Genomic DNA, 22,107 nt, shown 5'->3' on the forward strand with positions numbered 1-22,107 from the left:
GAAACACTTTTTTTGTTTGTGTGTACCGTAGTCGACTAACGGGGCATCAATCAACCACAAATTCACTTTAATGAATTTATTATTGCCCGACTTGCTTTAAAAAGCCCTAACTTTGCTCGGCAAACTTGCGGGCATGGTACTTTTGAAAACTCTCTTCGCCGTCATAACCATGTTCAACAACCCAGCTCAACATATTGAATGTCGTGTGTTTATCAAAGGCTCCGGGCATATTGGCCACAGCAGCCTGGCTGGCGGTGACATCGTCTGCCACCTCTTCAGGGAAAAACAGGAGTGACGGAGTAAACAGCGCGCCCCAACGGCGAACCATCTCTTTTTCCGGCAACACAGTCCCGTCAAAGTCCGTCACTTCGACGTCTCCAAACATATTTATCTGCACAACGAAGAAGTTTTCGTCGATATAATCGGCGATCTTGGCCACAGGAAAAACTTCTTCATGCATTTTCTTACAATAGATACAGCCGCGCTGCTCAATGATCACCATGAGCCGTTTGCCTTCGGCATTTGCGTCAGCCAGATCCTCTGACAGATCTTTGAACGTGTCTCGCATCCACGGCGCCTTATGCAAACCATCGTCACCCATTTCGGCGAACCCCATGGTTGCACTCATGAAAACAACGGCGGCGGCCAATAATAAACGTGTCATTGCAGTCCCTTCCTATCCGATACGCCCAAAACTGGGCACAAGTTCTAACATCCATTGCGCGATATAGTTCATAGAATTTGTCGCGATGAGCAATCCAAAAACAATCAAAAACACACCCATTGCTTTTTCAACCAGCCCCAAGTGCCGCCGAAACCGCGCCATCCAGCGCATGAATGGGGCAATGAAGAAAGCCGCAATGATGAAGGGCAATGTCATTCCCAGCCCATAGGCCAAGAGCAGCAAGGCCCCATTCCAAGCCGTTTCCGCACCAGCTGCGGTAAACAAAATCGCCGCCAGAACCGGACCGACACAAGGGGTCCAGCCAAAGGCAAAGGCCAGACCAACCACATAGGAGCCGATCAGGCTGAGGTTCGACATTTTACCGGTATCAAAACTCATCTGCCGATAGAGCAGAGCGATCTTGATCACCCCTAGGAAATGTAAACCCATGGTGATGATAATGGCAGCCGCCGCCCAGCGCAGAATATCGAAATATTCGCGCACAACCTGTCCAAAGCTGGTCGCCGCAGCGCCAAGCCCCATGAAAATAGTGATCACACCGGCCGCAAAAAACATGGCCGCAAGCACTGCACGGCGTCGCGTGGCGCTATCAATCTCTGAGTCGCTGCTGATTTGGTTCATGCCAACCCCAGCCAGATAACTCAGATAAAACGGCACAATTGGCAAAATACAGGGAGAAACGAAAGATAACAGCCCCGCCAAAAATGCTGAAACAATGGAAATGTCGAACATGAGGCGTCACCTATATTGCAATTTGATAAATTCATATTACAATTTATGAATACGAAAGGTCAATTTCCAAATGTGGACTAAAGCACTGAGCCTCACCCTTGCGATGCTCGCCCTTCCAGCCATGTCAGAGACACGCTTGATTATGGCGGAGGAAGAGGGCTGCATGTGGTGTGCCCGCTGGAATGAAGAGATTGGCCCGATTTATCCAAAAACACCCGAAGGCCGCGCCGCGCCGCTCCAGCGTTTGGATGTGCATGATCCTCTGCCAGCCGAGTTGCAATTCGACCGCAGCCTGCATTTCACGCCAACCTTTGTGCTTATGGTGGATGGGGTTGAGGCCTCCAGAATTGAAGGCTACCCGGGGGAAGATTTCTTTTGGGGCCTGCTTGGGCAGATGCTGATCGCGGCCGCTGTTCCCGTGAGCCAATGAAATTCGTGTTATTGACCCATGAGGGCCTAATATGTCACATATACTAGACAGCGTGCACATGAGGCAGAACAAAACCATGGCTTTGCCGGTTTTTGACAAAAATATTTGTCCCGAAGATATGGACAAAATGGCAGGTAACGCGGTTCGAGCCGCAAACTTTCTCAAGGCGATCAGCCATGAGGGGGGCCTCATGATTCTGTGCTATCTCGCCTCTGGTGAGAAATCCGTGACGGATCTTGAAGAGCTGCTCTCGGCCCGCCAAGCGGCTGTATCGCAGCAATTGTCGCGCCTACGGATGGAGGGGCTTGTCACCCCACGCCGCGAAGGCAAGGTGATTTATTACAGTTTGACCGACAAACGCTCTACGCAAATCATGGAGGTCGTCTATGATCTTTTTTGCCGGGGCACCTAGGGCGGTCACATGCTAGACACACTGTCAGAACCCGCAATTGTCGCATGGATCGGCTTGGCGGGCGGCGTGGTTCTTGGGCTCGCGGCCCGCATTGGCCGATTTTGTACGCTTGGCGCTCTGGAAGATCTTTTTTACGGCGACAGCTCTGAGCGCGTGCGCATGTGGGGCATTGCGATTGGTTTGTCGATTGCCGGCAGTTTCGCCGCCCAGGCGCTCGGCTGGATCGATCTGACTAACTCAATCTACCTCTCAGCGGCTTGGAACCCATGGGCGAGCGTCGCAGGCGGCCTCACCTTTGGCTATGGCATGGCACTCGCAGGAAATTGCGGCTATGGCGCATTGGCCCGACTGGGCGGCGGAGATATTCGCGCCTTCATCATTGTTCTGGTCATGGGTATATTCGCCTATATGACGATTGCAGGCCCCTTGGCCTATATGCGCATTTGGATCTTCGAGGGCGGCAGTGCAGCCCCTACCCCGCCAAGCATCGCATTTGCGCTGTCGGATCAACTCGGGCTCTCCCTTACTTGGGTCGGTATGGGCCTAGGGTTTTGCATCTTTGCCCTCGCCGCTGTCCGTCGCCCGTTTTGGCAACATCTCAAAACAATGTTTTGGGGCGGGCTGGTGGCCGGGGCGATTGTATCTGGCTGGATTGGCACACAATGGATTGCCACCCATGGCTTCGAAGAGCTGCCCGTTGTCACCCACACCTTCTCTGCCCCGATCGGTGAAAGCCTCATCTACCTGATGAGCGCCAGCGGCAATTCTGTGAGCTTTGCCACAGGATCTGTCTTAGGCGTCTTGATTGGTGCTTTTCTCGGCTCCATATTCAAAGGGCACTTCCGCTGGGAGGCCTGTGACGATGCGCGCGAGTTACGCCGGCAAATTTTTGGGGCGGCGCTTATGGGCGTCGGATCCGTCTTGGCGCTGGGATGCAGCGTTGGACAGGGACTATCGGCCTTCTCCACCCTCGCCTATGGCGCCCCTGTAACGCTCATCTGCATCATGATTGGTGCCGCAATCGGGCTCCGCCAATTGATCCAAGGGTTTCATCAAATCGATTGAGCCCTGCGGCACTGGCAAAATTTTTGACCACCACCGCATTTAGGACCAAATTTCTGCACCTCAATTCAGCGCCTCCAATAAGGTTCTGATCTTTCAACGCCCTGCAGAACCCTATTCCTTCTATCCCGCTCACAGTAGAATTTCGTCACCCCAAGCGCATTTGCATCCTGTAGTTTTAAGGGGCAAGTGAGGATCAAACAATAAAAGGTGTTTGATATGTTTGAACAACTCGGTTTCGAAAACCTGAACCCGACACAGGCGTCGCTGATCTTAGCATTGATCCTTGGCCTGCTGTTCGGCGCGATTGCCCAGCATCTCAAGTTTTGCTTCAGAAGCGCTGTTGTGGGCACAGGAAACAGCGCTCAAACAGCGCGCGGCATCTGGTTTATCACCTTGGGAACAGCCTTGCTCGGCACGCAGCTTTTGACTGTGACGGGATATATCTCGTTTGACGATCACCGTTTGCTGGCAAGCGATCTTCCAGTTGCAGCAATCCTTGTCGGAGGTGTCATGTTTGGCATTGGCATGGTGCTCACCCGTGGGTGTATCTCGCGCCTCTCTGTGCTGACCGGCTCGGGCAATCTGCGGGCCCTCACCGTGCTTGTAGTCTTCGCAATTCTTGCCCATGCGACGCTTAAAGGCATTCTAGCCCCTCTGCGCGTCTGGCTTGGCTCTGTCACCCTGCCCATGGGCGAGGTCAGCTCGCTTGCGGGACTTCCCGGCGGCGCTGCCGTTTGGGCGGTTCTGTTGGCTTTGATCTGCTTTGCCCTCGCCGCCCGCTCTGGTGTCGCTTGGAGTAAAGCGCTCTGGGCCGGGCTGCTGGGCCTCTTGGTCCCCGCGGGATGGCTTGGCACAGGCTTTGTCTTACAAGATGAATTTGACCCCATCGTGATGCAATCTCTGTCCTTTACCGCCCCTGCTGCAGATTTAATCTTTTGGACAGTGGCCTCCTCCGCCATTCCGGCCGGATTCGGAGTTGGGTTGATCCTCGGCGTGGTGCTCGGAGCCGCGGCGGCCTCCCTCAGCAAAGGTGAATTTCACTGGCAATCTTTCGACACAGCCAAACAAACCGGCCGTTATTTCTTGGGCGCGGCGCTCATGGGTGTGGGCGGGGTATTGGCAGGTGGCTGTACCGTTGGTGCGGGTCTGGCGGGCATTGCAAGCCTCAGCATCGCCGCACTCCTTGCACTGGCCTCAATCGCTCTCGGCGGATGGGCCATGCAGGCGTTGTTGTCAGAAAAAAATAGCGCAGCTATTGGCGCGCATTAGAAGATTGAGCGCTCAAGGGCGGGTGATCTGCCCTTGAGCTTCTTATCGTTACAGCGCCTGCAACCGTTTGAACAATGACGAAGTATCCCAGCGACCACCGCCCATCTTCTGCACGTCTTTATAGAATTGATCGACCAAGGCCGTAACAGGCAGGCTCGCGCCATTCTCATCGGCCGTCGCCAAACAAATTCCCAGATCCTTGCGCATCCAATCCACAGCGAAGCCATGCTCAAAGTGATCGTCCAGCATCGTCTCGAAGCGATTGGACATTTGCCAGCTGCCGGCAGCGCCTTGGCTAATGACCTCAACCACAGAGGCACCATCCAGCCCAGCTTTTGAGGCAAAATGCATCGCCTCTGAAAGGCCTTGCACCAGACCGGCAATGGCGATCTGGTTGCACATCTTGGTCATTTGTCCCGCACCGCTCTCGCCAATGCGACGGCAGAGCTTTGAATAGACCGCCATAGCAGGCTCAGCGCGGTCAAAATCGGCCTGATCACCACCGCACATGATCGACAATTGGCCATTCTCAGCGCCCGCCTGGCCACCAGAAACAGGCGCATCCACAAATGCGATGCCTTTGATGCGCGCGGCCTCATACAGCTCACGCGTGACCGCGGCAGAGACCGTGGTGTGATCTACGAAAATACTGCCCTCGGCCATAGACGCAAAGGCGCCGTCTGGTCCCAAACAGATCGACCGCAGATCGTTATCATTGCCGACGCAGGCCATGACCATCTCAGCTCCCTTTGAGGCTTCAGCCGGGGTTGCGCCAGTTGCACCGCCATGCTCAGAGGCCCAAGCGCCGGCTTTTGCAGCCGTCCGATTGTATACTGTGACCTCATGGCCCGCACGCGCTAGATGTCCCGCCATTGGGTAGCCCATGACACCTAAGCCTAAGAACGTAATTTTTGTCATTGTCTTATCCATCTCAGTTAAAGCTGATCGCCGGGCGCCTTACCCGCGAAAAATGCATCCAAATTGTCGAGGGCACGAAAGCCCATAGCGTCCCGCGTCTGGCCGGTCGCACTGCCAATATGGGGCAGCATGAAAATATTATCAAAACGGCTGAACGCGGGATTTCCACCCGGCTCGACTTGAAAACAATCCAAACCCGCAGCGGAAAGCTGCCCGCTGTCTAGGGCCCCGATCAAGGCGGCCTCATCTACCAAAGCTCCACGCGCCGTGTTCACAAACACCGCACCGGCCGGCATGAGAGCGAAGCGCTCTGCGCTCATCAAACCGTTGGTTTCAGGCGTCGCCGGGCAGTGAAGCGACAGAAAATCGCTGACCCCCAGCAGGCTTTCAACCGTGTCATGATAGACGGCCCCCTGGGTGAGCTCTTCGGCAAGCGGGCTGCGGTTGAAGTAATGCAGCTCCATATCAAAGCCGCGGGCCTTCGCAGCAAAAGCCCGTCCCACACGGCCCATGCCAATGATCCCAAGCCGCGCGCCTGTGACCTGTTTGCCAACCATAAAAGCCGGTGACCAGCTGTCCCAGGCGCCTGAGCGCACGATCCGGTCTCCCGCCACCGCATGACGCGCAGCACCGAGCATTAAAAGCATGGCAAGTTCAGCGGTGGCATCGGACAAGACATCAGGTGTGTTTGTCACCACGATGCCGCGGCTTTTCAGTGCCGGCAAATCACAATGATCCACGCCGACTGAATGATTGGCCACAATTTTCAACCGATCTGAAAACTGCGCGACAACCTCAGCTGAAAAATGCTCAGAATGACAAGGGATGATGCCATCGAAGGCAGCGCTGGCCGCAATAATTTCCTCGGCGGTTCCTGGTCTATCTTCATAGTTGATGACCACCTCATAGTCCCGTGCCGCCCGCTCAAGCGTCGCGTCAGACAAACGCCGGGTGACCCAAATTCGTGGCTTGCTCATTTTTTGGAAACACATTCTTCCCAGAAATTATACACCGCCGCCACGCAGACCAGCAGCGCAATCAGCATGAAGGGCAGACCGCCCGAAAACCCTGCAAAACCGGTCGAAATACTATGTGACAGGCCCGCGATGAATATGAGGAAAAGAGCCGTGCCCACAAGCCCCCCGATGAGTTTGACAGTTCTTGACATGCGATTGTCCTTCGTTAGGTGGCTTGCGCCAGGTGGAGTTGCAACCATCGCGCGGTGCGCAAAAGACGGTCATCTTTTTCAATTGGCCCGATGAGCTGTACGCCAATTGGGAGGTTATTGTCACCCACCAAAAGGGGCAGGCTGACGCAGGGCAGACCGGCCAGGGTCCATAGGGTGCAAAATATCGGATCGCCCGTGCCTGACCCAAATTTGGGGGCTTCCCCGGTTGCGCAGGGGGCAATGATCGCATCAAATTCGACAAACAGCTCATCAAAGAAGGTTTGGGCCGAGGCCTTCACCGCAAGCGCATCTGTGTACTCAGCTTCACTAATTTTCCGACCCCGTGCCACAATGAGCTGCAGTTCGCGGCTCAGATCTTCGAAATTCGCATCAAAGACTGCGGCTTGATGTTGGCAAATTTCATATTCGTGAATGCGTGCCTGTACCGCTACAAGGTTGGCCAAAGTATCGGCCGCCGCCATGCGCGTGATCCGCGGACCGAGCACATCCAGAACAGCCTCCATCCCTTCGTGAGCGTCGGGGGAAAGCCGGTCATAAAATGGCAGGTTGAACCAGACCAAATCTGGCGCAACAGGCGCTTCAGCTTGCGCGCCGGCGCGCATTTGAGGGCGCGGTCTGGCAAAGCTGCAGCTGTCGGCCTGATCATAGCCTGCCAAGGCATCGGTCAGCAATGCCACATCTTCCAACGAGCGGCCAAAACAGCCAACTTGATCGAGACTATCGGAGGTTTTCAACACCCCTGCCCGGCTGATCACGCCCCGGGTGGGTTTAAAACCAAAGGTGCCGCAGAAGGATGCTGGCCGGATCACAGACCCGTTGGTTTGCGTTCCAATTGCCAAAGGCACGTGGCAGGCCGCGACGGCCGCGGCAGAGCCGCTGGAAGAGCCGCCAGGGCTGTGCTCTGGATTGTGCGGATTTCGGGTGTCATTGGCGTGAACAAAGGCCAATTCGGTTGTCACCGTTTTGCCCATAATCACGGCCCCAGATTCACGCAGACGCTCGACCAAGCGCGCATCTTTATCTGGCTGACGATCTTTGAAAATATCAGTCCCGCGCTGGGTTGGCATATCGCGGGTATCGATGACATCTTTCAAACCAACGGGCAAACCATGCAAAGGCCCGGTGCCCAGCCCTGCTTTGCGAATGCGGTCGCATTCTGCCGCCTGCGCCAAGGCGCTCTCCGGGTCCAAATAGGCCCAAGCGTTGATTGATGCATCCGTATCTGCAATCTGCGCAAGGCAGGATTTCACCAGGTCCACGGAGGAGAGGCGACCTGAGGCGATGGCTTGCACCGCCTCAGTTGCTGTTAATGTGTAGGGGGCTATCTTCACGGGACGTAGACACCAAACAGATAGTCAGGGAACCATAGGGCAATCCCAGGGAAAATATACATCAAGACCATTGTGAAAATCACAATGCCCAAATATGGCATAATCCCCTTGAAAATCTCAATCAGCTCGATCTGATTTTTCAGCACACCCTTAAGGTAATAGGCCGACATGGCCATGGGCGGCGTTAAAAACGATGTCTGCAGATTCAAGGCCACGAGCATCGCGAAAAAGTAAGGGTTCACGCCAAAGGGCTCAAGAAGCGGCAAGAAGATCGGAACGAAGATGATCAGAATTTCTGACCACTCCAAAGGCCAGCCTAGAACGAAGATGATCAACTGCGCCATGATCAAAAATTGGATCGTGGTCAAGTTCATGCCGATGACCCAATCGCTGATCAAATCATGCCCCCCGAGGTAGGAAAACACCGATGCAAATGTCCAAGACCCAACAAAGAGCCAGCACACCATCGCCGTCGCTTTTGCGGTGAGAAAGACGCTTTCCTTGAGCTTATCCCAAGTCATTGAGCGGTAGATCACCGCTAGGATGATACCTCCCAATGCCCCCATAGCCGCCGCTTCTGCCGGCGTTGCGAGGCCGCCCAGAATAGAGCCCAAAACCAAAGCAATGAGCACCGTCAGCGGAACAAAGGACACCAAAAGGTCCCAGTAGATTTTCGAAGGCGGCGGCACGTCATCCAGATTTGGCTTTGGCGCCAGTTTTGGGTTTATCCAAACACGGACGATCACATATACAATGTAGAGACCCGCGAGCAAAAGGCCCGGAAAAACGGCCGCTGCATAGAGGCGCAGAGGCGACAGGTTGCCGATGGCGGCATAGACAATCAACATGATTGACGGTGGGATCAAGATCCCCAAAGTACCGCCAGCACAGATCACACCAGAGGCAAAGCTTCGGTTATAATTGGCGTTGGCCATGGCCGGATAGGCCAACAAGCCCATCAATGTCACAACCGCGCCCACAATGCCCGAGGCCGTGGAAAACACCGCACAGGTCAGCAAGGCGGCAATCGCCAAAGAGCCCGGCAAGTTACGCGCAGCCATATAGAGCGAAAAGAACAGCCTGTTCACAATATTGGCCCGTTCCACCACATAGCCCATGAACAAAAACAAAGGAATGGCGACCAGCGTGTCGTTCTCCATGACCGAATAGGTGTTTTGGTTCAGCAAGTAGAAGATGTTGTTATTGAAAATATCCGAGAACATTTCCGGAGGACCTTGATAATAGGCGTAATAGCCAAAGCCAACGCCCATGGCGATCAAAGTAAAAGCAATTGGAAATCCAAGTAATACCAGCACGATAAACAGGCAAAGCATTAGGATGGCGACTTCAGGGTTTGTCATCATTTTATCTTTCAAAAAGTGCCATAGGCTTAGTGAGAACCGCGCGAGCTTGGCTCACCGCCGCTCAAAGGGGATGGGATTGTCAGGTCGTCGCTATCCATCAGCATGTCTTCAGTCTCGCGCACATCGCTCAGACGTTCCATCCATTGACCCGTTTTCATGGCCGTCCAGCAGCGGATGAGCTCAGCAACCCCTTGCACCAAGAGCAACGCACCGGCCAGAGGGATGAGTGTTTTGAAGAAATAAATCTGAATCCGCGCCGGGCTGTTCCAGCTCACCTCTTTATAACGCCAGCTGTCAGATGCAATTTCCCAACCGTACCAAAACAGTGCCAAAATGCCTGGGAAGAAAAACAAAAGGTACAGCAAAAAGTCGACCCGGGCTTGCCAACGCACAGAGAAAAGGCGGTACACCACATCGCCGCGCACATGCGTATCCTGCGCCAAAGCGTAGGGACCGGCCATTAAAAACAGTGCCCCATACATTTGCACCATCATGTCGAAAGCCCAAACTGTCGGTGCGTTGAGCACGTATCGCATGAAAACCTCATAAGAGACTGACAGCGTCAGGATCAGAATGCACCACCCAAAGGCGCGCCCGACCCATATATTCAGACCTTCGATTGCATGAACTAATTTTATCACCACTTTGCCCCTTCAAGATATACGAAATCCGGAGGCTCATAGACAAGCCCCCGGACCTCATGTGTGTTCAGATCAACCGAAATAGTGGTTATAGGCCAGCTTATAATCCGGCTGGTTGAGGTTCAGGTAGCCCATGACGTTTTTGGCGTAGGCTTTCTGGCTTTCGATGACTTTCGCAAAGAACGCATCTTCGGCCGAGATCCGGTCAACAACCACATCCCAAGCTGCCAATTGTGCAGCCATAACGTCATCTGGAGTCCGGTGCACATTCACGCCCTGTTCGTTTTGCAAAGTTTGCAAATCGTCTGCATAGCGCTTGGTGTTATGCCAATAGAAGTTGGAGTTTTCAGCTTCGGAGGCATATTTCAAGATCGACTGCAGCTCTTCGGGCAGTGCTTCGAACTTACGCTTGTTGAACGTGACTTCGAAGAATTCTTGCGACTGGTGGAATGACGCCAGGTGATAGTCTTTAGAGACGTCCTGCATCCCGAAATCGCGGTCAGACGTCGGGTTGTTGAACTCAGCCGCGTCAATCAGGCCAGATTTCATCGCTGGCTGGATTTCCCCGCCTGGCAATTGAACAACAGACATGCCCATTTCGAGCAATACATCTGCGGCCAAACCAACCGTACGGTATTTCAGACCATCCATTTGCGATACGTTTTTGATCTCTTCTTTAAACCACCCCAGCGGCTGCGCTGGCATAGGTGAGTTGAAGAAGGATACAACATTCAGGCCCAAAGTGCCCATGAGCTCGTCGAACAGCTCTTGGCCGCCGCCATAGTTGACCCAACCCAAAACTTCTTGTGACGACCAACCAAAACATGGGCCGGTGCCAAACAAGGACGCAGCTTTGGATTTGGAATACCAATAAGCGGGCACGTAATGTGCGGCGTCCAGAACGCCGCGGTGCACCGCGTCTTGCATCTGGCTGGTTTTGACAACCGAGTCGACGGCCAGAAGGTCAATTTTCAGCGAGCTGCCAGCCATGGCGTGAACACGATCCACATAGGATTGCGCATTCTCTAAGAATATGCCGCCGCCCCAGGCTGCTTGCATTTTCAATGTGGTTGTGTGGTTTGCGGCAATCGCTGGCGTCGCCAATGCTGCGGCACCTACAACGGCAGAGCCGCGCAGGAATTTTCTACGATTCAGAGTGTCAGTCATGTTTCCTCCCAAGGATTTCTCGAGTTTGACGATACGCAATGCGCCGCCAGACTTTATTTTAGGGTTCTCGCACCTAACTTGGCCTCTAAAGATCACCGATCCTCACACCCAAGCCCTCACAGCACCAGCTCCTCAACCAACAGTTGACGAATAGATCGCCGAAGACAAGCAATTCCTATGCATTTTATTGGACAGATTGCCGCTCCAAAGATGGAAAGTTCCAAATTATAGGCGCTAACATCGGCAACCCATATTTGGAGAAAATGAGGCATTCCTCGAATAATTACCTATTTAATTTAAAAAAATCGGGATAATTCAGTCTATATTGAAAATATTGAAATGATATTTTCGATGAAATCATAGCATCATATTTCGGGTCATTTGGTTAGAAAATTTTACCAAAATAATTTGTTAAAATGATTGAGGCTCATTCCAGATAGCGTCTTTCAAAGTGTAAGACCCTCCGAATCGACCTTTCTGCTCAGTGCAAACGAGCAACTTCTCTCGGCTCCACGTCTAAGTGCCGAACCGTTTGGCGGATCCCCTGCACCCCATCGCGCCGCACAGCTGAGGTGCGTCGATCAAACCAGTGCGAGTCTGATAACTTGCTCACGTCACCACGCGATTTTCGAAACCCAAGTCCTATTCAACGACCGTGCAGGCAAAGGCTTGCGACTGTATAACTGGCTCTGATCGATATTTTATGATCGCAGTGTGAAACAATATCCCCGCGTCGAGCCAATACAAATCGTCACGCTCCTCAGATTGCGCACGGGCACGAAATCCAGAGGCGCCATCAAGCGTGACGTGATAGATGTCGTGATAAAACACACCGTCGCCAGTAAGATTTTGTCCTTCTTGTAAAAAATTTAAAATCCGTCCTGGAAATGCGGGGCTCATGCGCCCGTCTGCCGACAGCGAAATGCGATCAAGTTCAACACAGCTATACCGTACATCGGCCAAAATGGTGGTCCCGATGAATGCAAACGAAAGAACTATTGCGAACCGTTTCATTTTTATGAGGTAGCGTCTTTGAGCGCAAAGGCAACGGCTGCTACTGTGTCATTATAAAGCCCTCTGCATAACGCCCTTTCAACATTGAAAAAGAGGGCAACGCCGGCTTGGGTGGGCACATATATGCGGTGGTGGAACCGCTGCAATATTTGAACGATACATATATCAGTAAGTTGAGGCGCTGAATGCGCCTAAGGGGCTACTGGGCTACTGGGCTACTGGGAGGCAGGCCGCCGCAGGCCGGTGTTGCAACCGAGCAAAGTGTTTTGGCTTGGCAACTATATTGTGTAGATGTCTGTTATATATCCTACCAAAACAAACCACCCAAAGCCTAACTCTGCAATAATGATTAACCAAGACGACCCGGTTTGGGGCAAGGTGACAAAGTGCAAGTAATAACATGTCCCTAAACCACTTTCTCTAAAACCTCAAAGGCGTCCCAGGGCTTTTCAGCCTCCGGGACGCCTGCCTAGTTCATATGTTTCGCTCTAGAACTGATGCTGAAACGAGAGCTTTACTGATGTGCGCTTGGTGCCCCCAATTCCCTCTTGCTCCAGTTCCGCTTGAAAAACGGTGGCACCATCGCGATCACCTTTTGTTTACTTTCAACCGGAAGCGCATGGGTTTGCGGACATCTGCCCTGCTTTGCGCTCAAGCGGAGACTACTGGCCAGGTCAGTCGGACCATGCAGCCAATTCCTAGCAGCCAATTCATAGGGAAGCCCCCCACAACCTGCTGTCCTATTGCACCATAGAAGATGCGCTCCGCGCCCAGAGTGTTTAGACCAGAGTTCGGCTTACAGCGTCTTGCCATCCCGAATAGAGCCTATCGCGGCGCGGCGCGTCCATTTGCGGCTCAAAGCGGCGATCGCAGGCCCAGCTGTCTGCGAACCCTTGTTGGTCTGGGTAAATTCCAGCGCGTGAGCCGGCCAGCCAAGCTGCCCCCAAAGCTGTGGTCTCCAGAACCTTAGGGCGATCCACAGGCGCGCCGAGAATATCTGAGAGAAATTGCATGGTCCAATCGGAGGCTGTCATGCCCCCATCGACGCGCAACACAGCCTCCCCTGGCCTTCCCATGTCATCTTGCATCGCCAGAAGTAGATCGCGGGTTTGATAGCCTACGCTTTGCAGCGCCGCTTTGGCAAATTCCTTGGGGCCAGAATTGCGGGTCAAACCGAAGATCGCGCCGCGACAGTCGGCGTTCCAATAGGGCGCGCCGAGCCCGGTAAACGCCGGCACAAGATACAGCGATTGGGTGGGGTCGGCGGCGGCGGCCATGTCAGCAGTTTCATGCGCCGCAGAAATAAGCCCGAGCCCGTCGCGCAGCCATTGCACCACCGCCCCGGCGATAAAGATTGAGCCTTCCAAGGCATAGGTCGGCTTGCCGCCCAACTGATAGGCAATTGTGCCAAGCATCCGATTTTTCGATGTCACCAAAGTATCGCCGGTGTTCAGAAGTGCAAAACAGCCCGTGCCGTAGGTCGATTTCAACATCCCCGGCTCAAAGCACGCCTGTCCGATGGTCGCGGCCTGTTGATCCCCCGCCACACCAAGAATTGGTATATCTGCGCCAAATAAGGTGGTTGTCCCAAACTCTGAGGCGCAGTCGCGCACGTCGGGCAGCATCGCCGGCGGCACCTGCATCAGCGCGCAGATTTGCGCGTCCCAGCAACCTTGACGAATGTCATAGAGCATGGTGCGGGCCGCATTGGTTGCATCTGTCACATGGGCGCGCCCTTCAGTCAGTTTCCAGATCAAATAGCTGTCCATCGTCCCAAAGAGCAACTCGCCCCGGGCCGCACGCTCGGCTGTCCCCTCTACATGCGTCAAAAGCCAATGCAGCTTTGTGGCGGAAAAATAAGGATCAAGCAAAAGGCCGGTCTTTTGCGTGATTTCTGCCTCATGTCCCTCGGCGCGCAGACGATCGCAAAATGCAGATGTGCGCCGATCTTGCCAAACAATCGCCTTATGGATTGGGGCACCGGTGTTGCGGTCCCATACAAGGGTCGTTTCGCGTTGATTGGTAATGCCGATGGCGGCGATATCTTTGGCCGTGCAGCCCGCTTGCGCCATCACACCGCCAACAACCGCTTGCACAGAGGCCCAAATCTCCTGTGCATCATGTTCCACCCATCCCGATTGCGGGAAATATTGTGGAAATTCTTGCTGGCAGGACTGGACCGGGCGCATGTCTTTATCAAAAAGAATGGCACGGCTCGACGTGGTGCCTTGGTCGATAGCCAGAATATAGGTCATGAAAACTCCCGCCGGTTAAGGACATTTCGAATTCAAAATGTGCCGCGACTACAGGGGGGATGTAAAGGGAATTTAACCGCGAAATCCAGTGGCCACGACGAATTTCTCTGAGGAATTCGAGCGTGATGCAGGCGGCTTCATATTCATGACTTTGGTAAATTTTTGCTTGAGCAGCGCTTGCAGCTCCCCTTCTGCGCCGCCGGCCAAAACCTTGGCCACAAAAGTGCCACCAGGTGTCAGCACGTCAAAGGCAAAATAGGCGGCCGCTTCGCACAGTGCAATAATGCGCAGATGGTCCGTTTGCTTATGTCCCGACGAGGCCGCGGCCATATCCGACATCACCACATCAGCAGGCCCATCAAGCCAGGCTTTCACCTTAGCATCCGCATCATCTTCCATGAAATCCAGCACATGAATTTCCGCGCCCGGGATGCTTTCCACTTCTTGCAGATCCACACCCAAAATCGTGCCGATCTTCTTGCCCTGCCGCGTGCCCAATGCGTTGATGCGTTTGACCGCCACTTGGCACCATCCGCCCGGCGCACAGCCCAAATCCACAACCCGCGCTCCGGGCACCAAAAAGCGAAATTTATCATCAAGTTCAAGGATTTTATAGGCCGCACGTCCACGATACCCATCCGCTTGGGCACGCTTGACATAGGGATCATTCAGCTGCCGCTCCAGCCACAGCGTCGAGGAAAGTTTCCGACCCCGCGCCGTTTTCACCTTAACGCGCAGATCCCGCTGACCGCGACCACTGTTATTGCCTGGAATTTTTGCCATATCGCCTCAGCTCTTTTGTTCGCGCAAAACACCGTCTGCGCTCATTTGTGCATAGAGTAAACCCTCGCGCAGGCCTCGATCGGCCACAGACAGTTTATGGGTGGGCCAGCAGCGCAGCAAGGCTTGTAAAATTGCCGCCCCAGACATGATCAGCGCTTGGCGATCCTTGCCGATCCGCGGATCATTTTGCCGTCCGACCGGGCCAAGCCGCAGATAATCGTGGATCACCTTGTCAATTTCAATCGAAGACATCGCCAGCCCATCCACTTTATTGCGATCATAACGCTGCAACCCCAAGTGGCTGGCTGCAACGGTCGTCACCGTGCCGCTTGTGCCAATGATCTGGAAATGCTCCATTTTATACGCGCGGTCATAAGGAATAAAGCTTTCCAACTTTTCCTCAAACAACAGGCTCATCAAAGCAAAGCGTCCCGCGTCGTCATCCACATCATTGAACAAATCGCGCAGGGTCGCGACACCTAAAGGCACTGAGATCCAATCCACCACCTTGGCCCCGTATTTATTCGGACGCTCACCCGACCGAAACCCACGGTGCATATGCATGATCGCGCGGCTGCGCAATTTGGGTTGTACATCCACCAGATCAATCCAAACCAGTTCGGTGGACCCCCCACCGATATCGACAACCAATAGCTGATCTGTGTCGCGGGTCACCAAAGGGGCACAGGACAGAACCGCCAACTGCGCTTCCTCCTCCGCCTTGATAATTTCCAATTTCAGGCCAGTTTCTTTGCGGACCTGCCGCATGAGCTCGGCGCCATTGGCCGCGCGCCGGCAGGCCTCTGTGGCCACCAAACGCATTTTTTTCACGCGATATTGCCGCAATTTTTGGCTGCACACCCGCAAAGCCTGCAAGGTGCGATCCATGGAGACACGGCTGAGCCGCCCCGTTTCTTCCAAACCCTGCCCCAGCTGGACCGATTTTGAAAAGCTGTCCACAATTTTGAATTGCGCCCCATCGGGTTGCGCAATCAACATGCGGCACGAATTTGTACCGAGATCCAAGGCCGCATAAAGCGGATGAACCTGGGCCTTGAGGCCTGCGGTTGACTCAACCGCTTTGGGAATCGCATCCGCAGACCGAGGACGCTGTGGCGTCATACTTATACGCCTTTCGAGTTTCGAGTTACCTCTAACCTAAGCGCTTCGATGGTGCCTTGCAATCACTCATAAACTTATTGCCAATTTTTCCGAATTAACCGCCTTTTCATGGCGCATCGGTTTTGGCATGACAGGAAAGTCGCTCCCACCGGCTCAATTGTCGAAATTCGACCCTGTTTTGAGATCAGTTGCACCTAGTAATCCGTGACACAGTTGTGAGGAATCATTATGGCAGATGTAATTGTAGTGTATTGGCGTGACATCCCGGCCCAAGTCATTGTCGGCAAGGGGCGCAAAGCGTCAAAAGTGCAACTGCCAGAGCGTTTTGAGCAGGCCATTGACCGCGCAGCCATGAAGATCGGCGCCGAAGATACGGATGCCTACCTGGCCGAATGGCGCAAGGCCGAGCCCTATGTGGTTGATGGCGACCAGGCCGAAGTGGCCCATTCAGAAGCCGCCCGTCTCGACGCAGAATATGATCAAGAAAAAATCAAGCAGCTCATAGCCAATGATGGCTGGGCCATACAGGCCTAGATCCCTCAAGTTACCAGTTGAAAAGAAGGAGCGGCCCATGGCCCTACTCAATTTTGGATCCAAAGACACGGCAGGTGTCGAGATCAACCCGCAGGTCGAAAGCTTTCTAAAAGATTACTCCATTGAGGTCATGCCACGCACGGCGGAGAAAATTGAAGATTTCCGCGAGATTCTCCCGGCCGCAACGCGCGTGTACATCGCGCATATTGAGGGCACACCCATTGAAGATATGGTGGCCACTGCCAAGCGCATCGCGGGCGAAGGTTTTGCCGTTATGCCGCATTTCCCCGCAAGGATCATCAAAGATGAGGCCACATTGCGCAATTGGATCGCCATGTATCAGGACGAAGCGGGCGTTGAACAAGCCTTGCTCCTCGCGGGCGGTGTGACGCAGCCCCACGGCGATTACGACAGCTCCATGCAATTGCTTGAAAGCGGTGCCTTTGGCGACGCGGGTTTCAAGCGTTTGCATGTGGCGGGGCATCCTGAGGGCAACAAAGATATTGATCCCGATGGCTCCATGACCAATGTGGACGCGGCCCTGCGCTGGAAGCAGGCATTTTCAGACACATCCGACGCAGATATGGCCATTGCAACGCAGTTTTGTTTTGAAGCGGCCCCGGTGATCGACTGGGCCAATGATCTTGCGGCCAATGGCATCACCCTGCCGATACATATCGGTGTGGCCGGCCCGGCAAAACTGCAAACCTTGATCAAATTTTCGATTGCCTGTGGTGTGGGCGCCTCTCTGCGGGTGCTCCAACGCCGCGCTAAAGATCTCACCAAATTGCTTTTGCCCTTCACCCCCAATGAGTTCTTGAGCGATCTTGCGGCCCATAAAGTCGCTAATCCGGATTTTGGCATTTCACATGTCCATTTCTTTCCGCTTGGCGGGATAAAAACCAATGCCAATTGGGCCATCGAAAACGGCGGCACCTCCGCCGCTCCAGCTTCTCAATCCTAAGGATTTCCAAATATGACACGCACTGTTGTAGAGTCAAAAACCAAGACAGCCATCATCGGCTTTGATGAGCCCTTCTGCGTGATTGGTGAGCGCATTAATCCAACAGGCCGCAAGATCTTAAATGCAGAGCTGGAAGCGGGAGATTACTCTCGTGTGGAAGCCGATGCCATTGCCCAAACGGCCGCGGGAGCCACGATCTTGGACATCAACTCTGGAGCTGTCTTTTCAAACAAAATGGCCGAAGATCCGCGCTATGCGGATAATAACTTTGTCGAGCCAACCTTGATGCGCGCCTTGATCGAACGGGTGCAAGCTGTGGTTGACACACCCCTGTGCATCGACAGCTCGGTGCCAGGCGCTTTGGAAAATGGCCTGGCCGCCGCCGAAGGCCGCCCACTTCTCAACTCCGTAACAGGGGAGGAAGAGCGCCTCGAAATGGTGCTGCCATTGGTGAAAAAATACAATGTGCCTGTGGTGGCCATTTCCAATGATGACACCGGCATCTCCGAGGACCCTGACGTGCGCTTTGCCGTTGCAAAAAAGATCGTTGAGCGCGCCGCTGACTTTGGCATTCCGGCCCATGACATCGTTGTTGACCCGCTGGTGATGCCCGTTGGCGCAATGGGATCTGCTGGCTTGCAAGTCTTCACTCTGGTCCGGCGTTTGCGTGAGGAATTGGGTGTGAACACCACCTGTGGTGCATCGAATATCTCCTTCGGCCTGCCCAATCGTCATGGCATCAACAATGCCTTCCTGCCGATGGCCATGGCCGCGGGCATGACCTCAGCCATCATGAACCCGGTCGCCTTGCCGGTCAATCAAACCAAGATTGCCGAAAAGAAAGCCGCGATTGCCGCGGCGGGCATCATCTTGCCAGATGGTATGGATGATGAAACTTTCGTCACCCTCTTTGGCATGGGGTCCATGTCGAGCAAACCCGGCAAAGAAATGGAAGCCATCCGGGCCGCCAATTTCTTGATGGATTGCGACCCAAGCGGGGCCGCTTGGATCAATTTCAACAAAATTCCTGGCAGTGATGCGGGTGGCCGCGGTGGCCGCAAGCGCCGTCGGGGTTAAGGCTGCAACATCCCTGCCCGGCCTTTGGCCGGGCAGCGCCCCTTAAAGCTGGCGCGCTTGGGCGACATTTTGCGCCAGCGCCGATTGCAACGTCACCACATCAGCGGCAACCCCAAGAAAACACCCGCCCTGTGCGATAAAGCGCTGCTGATCTTCTGGATCGAAACAAATCGTGCCAGCGCAGAGCCCTGCCGCTTTGATATCCTTCATCCCCTGCGCAATAACCTCCAAGACCTCCGGGTGGTTCAAGTCACCCAAATGCCCCATATCCGCGCTCAAATCCGCCGGGCCAATAAAGATGCAGTCAATGCCTGGCACTTGGGCGATTTGCGCAATATTGGCCATAGCGGCGCGCGTTTCGACCTGCACCATGACGCAAATCTGATCATTGGCTGTTTTGGCGTAATCTGGAATGGCATTGTAGCCACTGGCCCGCGCCAGGGCATAGCCCACCCCGCGCCGCCCCTCGGGTGCATATTTACAGGCCTCCACCACTTGCTGCGCTTGCTCTGCGGTTTCCACCATAGGCACCAAAACGCTTTGCGCCCCGATGTCCAAAACCTGTTTCAAAATCCAATCTTCGCCCTGCGGCACACGCACCACAGCACTGGCCCCGCGCCCGTCCAATGCGCGCAGTTGCGCCGCCATCAACGGCAAGTCATTCGGCCCGTGTTCCCCGTCAATCAAACACCAATCATAGCCGGCTGCCCCGGCCATCTCCGCCACCGCCGGATTGCACAGGCCTAGCCAAATGCCAATTTGCAACTCTCGGCGCGCGAGGGCGGCTTTCAATTTGTTTTTGGGTGCGGGCATGATCTGATCCTTTAATTACAGAGTTAAAAGCATCTCTACGATTGCCGCGAAAAGCAAGCGCTGAGTTGTTATGCGGGCAAAATCCGCTCCCCCTGATTTTGGCTCGCTTCGCCAACTATCGGGCCCAACGCCCTTGCACGGATTGGGCGAAATAAAGTATGCAGCTGCCTGAGTGGTATGGAAGTTGGAAAAAGAACATGGGACAGCATTATTTGGTCGCAGACGTGGGCGGCACCAATACCCGCGTAGCTCTGGCCAATGATGGAAAGCTGCAAACCCAAACAATTCACCGCTACCGCAACACGGACCAATCCGGCGTTGTCGAAATTTTGCAAAAATATCTTGCGGAGCAGGCCCCAGAGGCGCGGCCTGATGCCGTCTGTATTGATGTGGCCGGGCCTGTCGGCACTGACGAGGGTCAATTGACCAATCTCGATTGGACGGTCACCAGCGCTGAGCTCTGCGCCGCCACAGGCGCGACATTTGGCGCCATCCTGAACGATATGCAGGCCCAAGGCATGGCCTTGTCGCATCTACCCAGCACCGCCTTTCACAGCATTTTGAAAGGCACAGCCCAGAGTGGCAACCGCATGGTTGTCAATATTGGCACCGGGTTCAATTCGGCGGTGGTCTTGGGCGAAGGGCCAAAACTCACCGTCCCGGGCAGTGAAACAGGTCATGTCAATTTACCCGTGCCCAGCCCTAAGATCTATGAGCTGCATCAATTCCTGACCGAACGCTTCGGGTTCGCCTCGGCCGAAGAAGTGCTCTCCGGCCGCGGGCTTGGGCATATTTACGGCTTTCTTGCCGGGCTTGATCCGCGCCAACCCTTCCCCAGCTCCCACCATATCATGTCGAATTTGCGCAGCGATCCTCATGCGCGCAAATCGGTTGATATCATGCTGGAGGTTTTGGGCTGCGTCTGTGGCAACCTTGCCCTGACACATTTGCCCTTTGGCGGCATTTACCTTGTCGGCGGCATGGCCCAGGTCTTGGCAGACTATTATCACGACAGCGCATTTCACCGCGCCTTTGTCGCCAAGGGAAGATTTGCGGAATTTATGGACCAATTCTCCGTACATTTGGTGCAAGACGATCACGCGCCCCTTGTCGGATGCATTGCACATCTGCAACATCACGGGCATGACAAGCTCTGACATTCTTCCAAACGCCCAGGTCCGCCAGCACTTCTTAGACCGTCACCAGCTGCGAAAACCACCGCTCGGCACGCGGCTGGATCAGACCCTGCGTGCGCTGAATTTTGTGCAGGTCGACAGCATCAACACCCTTGCCCGGGCACATGACTTAATTCTTTGGTCGCGGCAGCAAAGCTATCGCCCGCCCGCATTGCGCAAGATGGTTGATCATAGCCGGGAGGCGTTTGAAGCTTGGACTCATGATGCCTCGATCTTGCCGATTTCCGCCTTTCCCCATTGGCGCCACAAATTCATCCGCGACGCAGAACAGGTTCAAAAGCGGTGGAAGGCCTGGCACCGTGGGGATTTTTTGGCGCAGACCGAAACAGTCTTGGAACAGATCGCCCGGCATGGACCCTTAGGATCGGGGGAAGTCGGCGCGAATGAACAGCGCGGGACCGGCGGTTGGTGGGATTGGCACCCCTCGAAAACCGCCCTCGAATATCTGTGGCGCACGGGCCGCATCACCGTGAGCCGGCGCGAGGGGTTTCGCAAACTCTATGATTTGACGGAAAATGTCATTCCACAAGACATACGCAACGCCCATCCCTCGCTTAATGAAAGCCGAGATTGGGCCTGCCGAGGGGCACTGCGCGCCCTGGGATTTGCCACTGCGAAAGAAGTGAGTGAATTTTATGACTTTGTGACCGTTGCCGAGGCCCGGGCCTGGATCACGAGCGGGCTTAAATCGGGCGCGCTGCGCGACATTAGAACCGAAGCCGCCAACGGCCAACTGCGCGACCGGGTGGTGTTCACGCAAGACTGGCCCAGCCTACAAGAGCCTTTGGCCACCTCCAACCGCCTGCGCATTCTCAGCCCATTCGATCCGGCGCTGCGCAATCGTGCACGCGCGGAAGAGTTTTTTGGCTTTTCCTATCGCATCGAGGTTTTCGTTCCAGCTGCGCAACGCCAATATGGGTATTATGTCTTTCCAATATTAGAAGGCAGCGCCCTTATTTCCCGCATAGAGATCAAGGCCAATAGAAAGAAAAATGTCATTGACATTATAGGGTTTTGGCCTGAAGCTGATGTAAAATTTACCCCCGCACGCATGGAAAGGCTCATGGCAGAGCTCAAACGAATCTGCCTGCTGGCTGACTGCCGCGACATCTCCGGCCTGGAGGTTTTGCGGAGTATTTAAGGCAG

The 22,107-nt window shown here is 54.4% G+C and carries 23 protein-coding genes; 9 read left to right on the plus strand and 14 right to left on the minus strand.

Annotated elements, in window-relative coordinates:
• Positions 1-106: 106 nt before the first annotated feature.
• Complete coding sequence (locus RCA23_RS08890; protein WP_044050015.1) at positions 107-664, minus strand: thioredoxin family protein; 558 nt, start codon at positions 662-664, stop codon at positions 107-109.
• Positions 665-676: 12 nt separating this feature from the next.
• On the minus strand, positions 677-1,417 hold the full coding sequence (locus tag RCA23_RS08895; protein ID WP_044050016.1) for a cytochrome c biogenesis CcdA family protein: 741 nt from the start codon (positions 1,415-1,417) through the stop codon (positions 677-679).
• A 70-nt stretch (positions 1,418-1,487) separates the two neighbouring features.
• Between RCA23_RS08895 and RCA23_RS08900 the strand changes: the two genes are divergently transcribed.
• The 4 genes from RCA23_RS08900 (at position 1,488) to RCA23_RS08915 (ending at position 4,593) form a co-directional block, all read left to right on the plus strand.
• Entirely contained in the window at positions 1,488-1,847 is a 360-nt protein-coding gene (locus tag RCA23_RS08900; protein WP_044050017.1) for a hypothetical protein, read from the plus strand.
• Positions 1,848-1,923: 76 nt separating this feature from the next.
• Positions 1,924-2,259, plus strand: coding sequence for an ArsR/SmtB family transcription factor (locus tag RCA23_RS08905; RefSeq protein ID WP_044051432.1), 336 nt, complete (start codon positions 1,924-1,926; stop codon positions 2,257-2,259).
• 9 nt (positions 2,260-2,268) lie between these two features.
• A complete protein-coding gene (locus RCA23_RS08910) occupies positions 2,269-3,324 on the plus strand; it encodes a YeeE/YedE family protein (protein WP_044050018.1) in 1,056 nt (351 codons plus the stop codon).
• Positions 3,325-3,540: 216 nt separating this feature from the next.
• Complete coding sequence (locus RCA23_RS08915) at positions 3,541-4,593, plus strand: YeeE/YedE thiosulfate transporter family protein (RefSeq protein WP_044050019.1); 1,053 nt, start codon at positions 3,541-3,543, stop codon at positions 4,591-4,593.
• A 48-nt stretch (positions 4,594-4,641) separates the two neighbouring features.
• Here the strand turns inward: RCA23_RS08915 and RCA23_RS08920 are convergent, their stop codons facing one another.
• The 11 genes from RCA23_RS08920 to RCA23_RS08970 all read right to left on the minus strand — a co-directional run bounded on the left by RCA23_RS08920 (position 4,642) and on the right by RCA23_RS08970 (position 16,377).
• Positions 4,642-5,511, minus strand: a complete 870-nt coding sequence (locus RCA23_RS08920; RefSeq protein ID WP_044051433.1) for an NAD(P)-binding domain-containing protein — start codon at positions 5,509-5,511, stop codon at positions 4,642-4,644.
• 17 nt (positions 5,512-5,528) lie between these two features.
• Positions 5,529-6,488, minus strand: a complete 960-nt coding sequence (locus tag RCA23_RS08925; protein WP_044050020.1) for an NAD(P)-dependent oxidoreductase — start codon at positions 6,486-6,488, stop codon at positions 5,529-5,531.
• Positions 6,485-6,679, minus strand: a complete 195-nt coding sequence (locus tag RCA23_RS08930; RefSeq protein ID WP_044050021.1) for a hypothetical protein — start codon at positions 6,677-6,679, stop codon at positions 6,485-6,487. The genes RCA23_RS08925 and RCA23_RS08930 overlap by 4 nt, the downstream gene beginning before the upstream one ends.
• A gap of 14 nt (positions 6,680-6,693) precedes the next feature.
• Entirely contained in the window at positions 6,694-8,031 is a 1,338-nt protein-coding gene (locus RCA23_RS08935) for an amidase (protein WP_052377109.1), read from the minus strand.
• Positions 8,028-9,392, minus strand: a complete 1,365-nt coding sequence (locus RCA23_RS08940) for a TRAP transporter large permease subunit (protein WP_044051435.1) — start codon at positions 9,390-9,392, stop codon at positions 8,028-8,030. Before RCA23_RS08940 ends, RCA23_RS08935 begins: the two co-directional genes overlap by 4 nt.
• A 29-nt stretch (positions 9,393-9,421) precedes the next feature.
• The gene (locus tag RCA23_RS08945; protein ID WP_052377271.1) at positions 9,422-10,036 is read right to left on the minus strand and encodes a TRAP transporter small permease subunit; all 615 of its coding nucleotides are present in this window, start codon (positions 10,034-10,036) and stop codon (positions 9,422-9,424) included.
• 72 nt (positions 10,037-10,108) lie between these two features.
• Positions 10,109-11,203, minus strand: a complete 1,095-nt coding sequence (locus RCA23_RS08950; protein ID WP_044050022.1) for a TRAP transporter substrate-binding protein — start codon at positions 11,201-11,203, stop codon at positions 10,109-10,111.
• 642 nt (positions 11,204-11,845) lie between these two features.
• Positions 11,846-12,217 carry a hypothetical protein gene (locus tag RCA23_RS08955; protein WP_044050023.1) on the minus strand — a complete coding sequence of 124 codons (372 nt, stop codon included), beginning with the start codon at positions 12,215-12,217 and terminating at the stop codon, positions 11,846-11,848.
• Between the two features lie 779 nt (positions 12,218-12,996).
• Positions 12,997-14,472 carry a glycerol kinase GlpK gene (gene glpK / locus RCA23_RS08960; RefSeq protein ID WP_044050024.1) on the minus strand — a complete coding sequence of 492 codons (1,476 nt, stop codon included), beginning with the start codon at positions 14,470-14,472 and terminating at the stop codon, positions 12,997-12,999.
• A 72-nt stretch (positions 14,473-14,544) separates the two neighbouring features.
• Positions 14,545-15,255, minus strand: a complete 711-nt coding sequence (locus RCA23_RS08965) for an RlmE family RNA methyltransferase (protein WP_044050025.1) — start codon at positions 15,253-15,255, stop codon at positions 14,545-14,547.
• Positions 15,256-15,261: 6 nt separating this feature from the next.
• Positions 15,262-16,377 (minus strand): Ppx/GppA phosphatase family protein, encoded by a 1,116-nt coding sequence (locus RCA23_RS08970; protein ID WP_044050026.1) that lies wholly within the window; start codon positions 16,375-16,377, stop codon positions 15,262-15,264.
• A 228-nt stretch (positions 16,378-16,605) separates the two neighbouring features.
• Here RCA23_RS08970 and RCA23_RS08975 point away from each other — a divergent pair, with 228 nt between their 5' ends.
• Genes RCA23_RS08975 through RCA23_RS08985 form a run of 3 tightly spaced genes read left to right on the plus strand, consistent with a single transcriptional unit; the run spans position 16,606 to position 18,952 of the window.
• Positions 16,606-16,911 carry a virulence factor gene (locus RCA23_RS08975; RefSeq protein WP_044050027.1) on the plus strand — a complete coding sequence of 102 codons (306 nt, stop codon included), beginning with the start codon at positions 16,606-16,608 and terminating at the stop codon, positions 16,909-16,911.
• 37 nt (positions 16,912-16,948) lie between these two features.
• A complete protein-coding gene (locus RCA23_RS08980) occupies positions 16,949-17,875 on the plus strand; it encodes a methylenetetrahydrofolate reductase (protein ID WP_044050028.1) in 927 nt (308 codons plus the stop codon).
• A 12-nt stretch (positions 17,876-17,887) separates the two neighbouring features.
• Positions 17,888-18,952, plus strand: a complete 1,065-nt coding sequence (locus tag RCA23_RS08985) for a methyltetrahydrofolate cobalamin methyltransferase (RefSeq protein WP_044050029.1) — start codon at positions 17,888-17,890, stop codon at positions 18,950-18,952.
• A gap of 42 nt (positions 18,953-18,994) precedes the next feature.
• Here the strand turns inward: RCA23_RS08985 and RCA23_RS08990 are convergent, their stop codons facing one another.
• On the minus strand, positions 18,995-19,765 hold the full coding sequence (locus RCA23_RS08990; protein WP_044050030.1) for an HpcH/HpaI aldolase family protein: 771 nt from the start codon (positions 19,763-19,765) through the stop codon (positions 18,995-18,997).
• Positions 19,766-19,962: 197 nt separating this feature from the next.
• On the opposite strand from RCA23_RS08990, the gene RCA23_RS08995 reads away from it, so the two are divergent.
• On the plus strand, positions 19,963-20,922 hold the full coding sequence (locus RCA23_RS08995; RefSeq protein ID WP_044050031.1) for a glucokinase: 960 nt from the start codon (positions 19,963-19,965) through the stop codon (positions 20,920-20,922).
• Positions 20,909-22,102, plus strand: coding sequence for a winged helix-turn-helix domain-containing protein (locus RCA23_RS09000; RefSeq protein WP_044050032.1), 1,194 nt, complete (start codon positions 20,909-20,911; stop codon positions 22,100-22,102). Before RCA23_RS08995 ends, RCA23_RS09000 begins: the two co-directional genes overlap by 14 nt.
• Positions 22,103-22,107 lie beyond the last annotated feature (5 nt).

This window comes from Planktomarina temperata RCA23 (assembly GCF_000738435.1).
In the GTDB taxonomy this organism is placed as follows: Bacteria; Pseudomonadota; Alphaproteobacteria; order Rhodobacterales; family Rhodobacteraceae; genus Planktomarina; species Planktomarina temperata.

Coding starts and splice junctions, on each gene's coding strand:
- RCA23_RS08965 (WP_044050025.1), bottom strand. CDS start 15,255: ATGGCAAAAATTCCAGGCAATAACAGTGGTCGCGGTCAGCGGGATCTG.
- RCA23_RS08990 (WP_044050030.1), bottom strand. CDS start 19,765: ATGCCCGCACCCAAAAACAAATTGAAAGCCGCCCTCGCGCGCCGAGAG.
- RCA23_RS08985 (WP_044050029.1), top strand. CDS start 17,888: ATGACACGCACTGTTGTAGAGTCAAAAACCAAGACAGCCATCATCGGC.
- RCA23_RS08970 (WP_044050026.1), bottom strand. CDS start 16,377: ATGACGCCACAGCGTCCTCGGTCTGCGGATGCGATTCCCAAAGCGGTT.
- RCA23_RS08980 (WP_044050028.1), top strand. CDS start 16,949: ATGGCCCTACTCAATTTTGGATCCAAAGACACGGCAGGTGTCGAGATC.
- RCA23_RS08905 (WP_044051432.1), top strand. CDS start 1,924: ATGGCTTTGCCGGTTTTTGACAAAAATATTTGTCCCGAAGATATGGAC.
- RCA23_RS08890 (WP_044050015.1), bottom strand. CDS start 664: ATGACACGTTTATTATTGGCCGCCGCCGTTGTTTTCATGAGTGCAACC.
- RCA23_RS08955 (WP_044050023.1), bottom strand. CDS start 12,217: ATGAAACGGTTCGCAATAGTTCTTTCGTTTGCATTCATCGGGACCACC.
- RCA23_RS08950 (WP_044050022.1), bottom strand. CDS start 11,203: ATGACTGACACTCTGAATCGTAGAAAATTCCTGCGCGGCTCTGCCGTT.
- glpK (WP_044050024.1), bottom strand. CDS start 14,472: ATGACCTATATTCTGGCTATCGACCAAGGCACCACGTCGAGCCGTGCC.
- RCA23_RS08925 (WP_044050020.1), bottom strand. CDS start 6,488: ATGAGCAAGCCACGAATTTGGGTCACCCGGCGTTTGTCTGACGCGACG.
- RCA23_RS08910 (WP_044050018.1), top strand. CDS start 2,269: ATGCTAGACACACTGTCAGAACCCGCAATTGTCGCATGGATCGGCTTG.
- RCA23_RS08920 (WP_044051433.1), bottom strand. CDS start 5,511: ATGACAAAAATTACGTTCTTAGGCTTAGGTGTCATGGGCTACCCAATG.
- RCA23_RS08995 (WP_044050031.1), top strand. CDS start 19,963: ATGGGACAGCATTATTTGGTCGCAGACGTGGGCGGCACCAATACCCGC.
- RCA23_RS08975 (WP_044050027.1), top strand. CDS start 16,606: ATGGCAGATGTAATTGTAGTGTATTGGCGTGACATCCCGGCCCAAGTC.
- RCA23_RS08895 (WP_044050016.1), bottom strand. CDS start 1,417: ATGTTCGACATTTCCATTGTTTCAGCATTTTTGGCGGGGCTGTTATCT.
- RCA23_RS08940 (WP_044051435.1), bottom strand. CDS start 9,392: ATGACAAACCCTGAAGTCGCCATCCTAATGCTTTGCCTGTTTATCGTG.
- RCA23_RS08915 (WP_044050019.1), top strand. CDS start 3,541: ATGTTTGAACAACTCGGTTTCGAAAACCTGAACCCGACACAGGCGTCG.
- RCA23_RS09000 (WP_044050032.1), top strand. CDS start 20,909: ATGACAAGCTCTGACATTCTTCCAAACGCCCAGGTCCGCCAGCACTTC.
- RCA23_RS08930 (WP_044050021.1), bottom strand. CDS start 6,679: ATGTCAAGAACTGTCAAACTCATCGGGGGGCTTGTGGGCACGGCTCTT.
- RCA23_RS08900 (WP_044050017.1), top strand. CDS start 1,488: ATGTGGACTAAAGCACTGAGCCTCACCCTTGCGATGCTCGCCCTTCCA.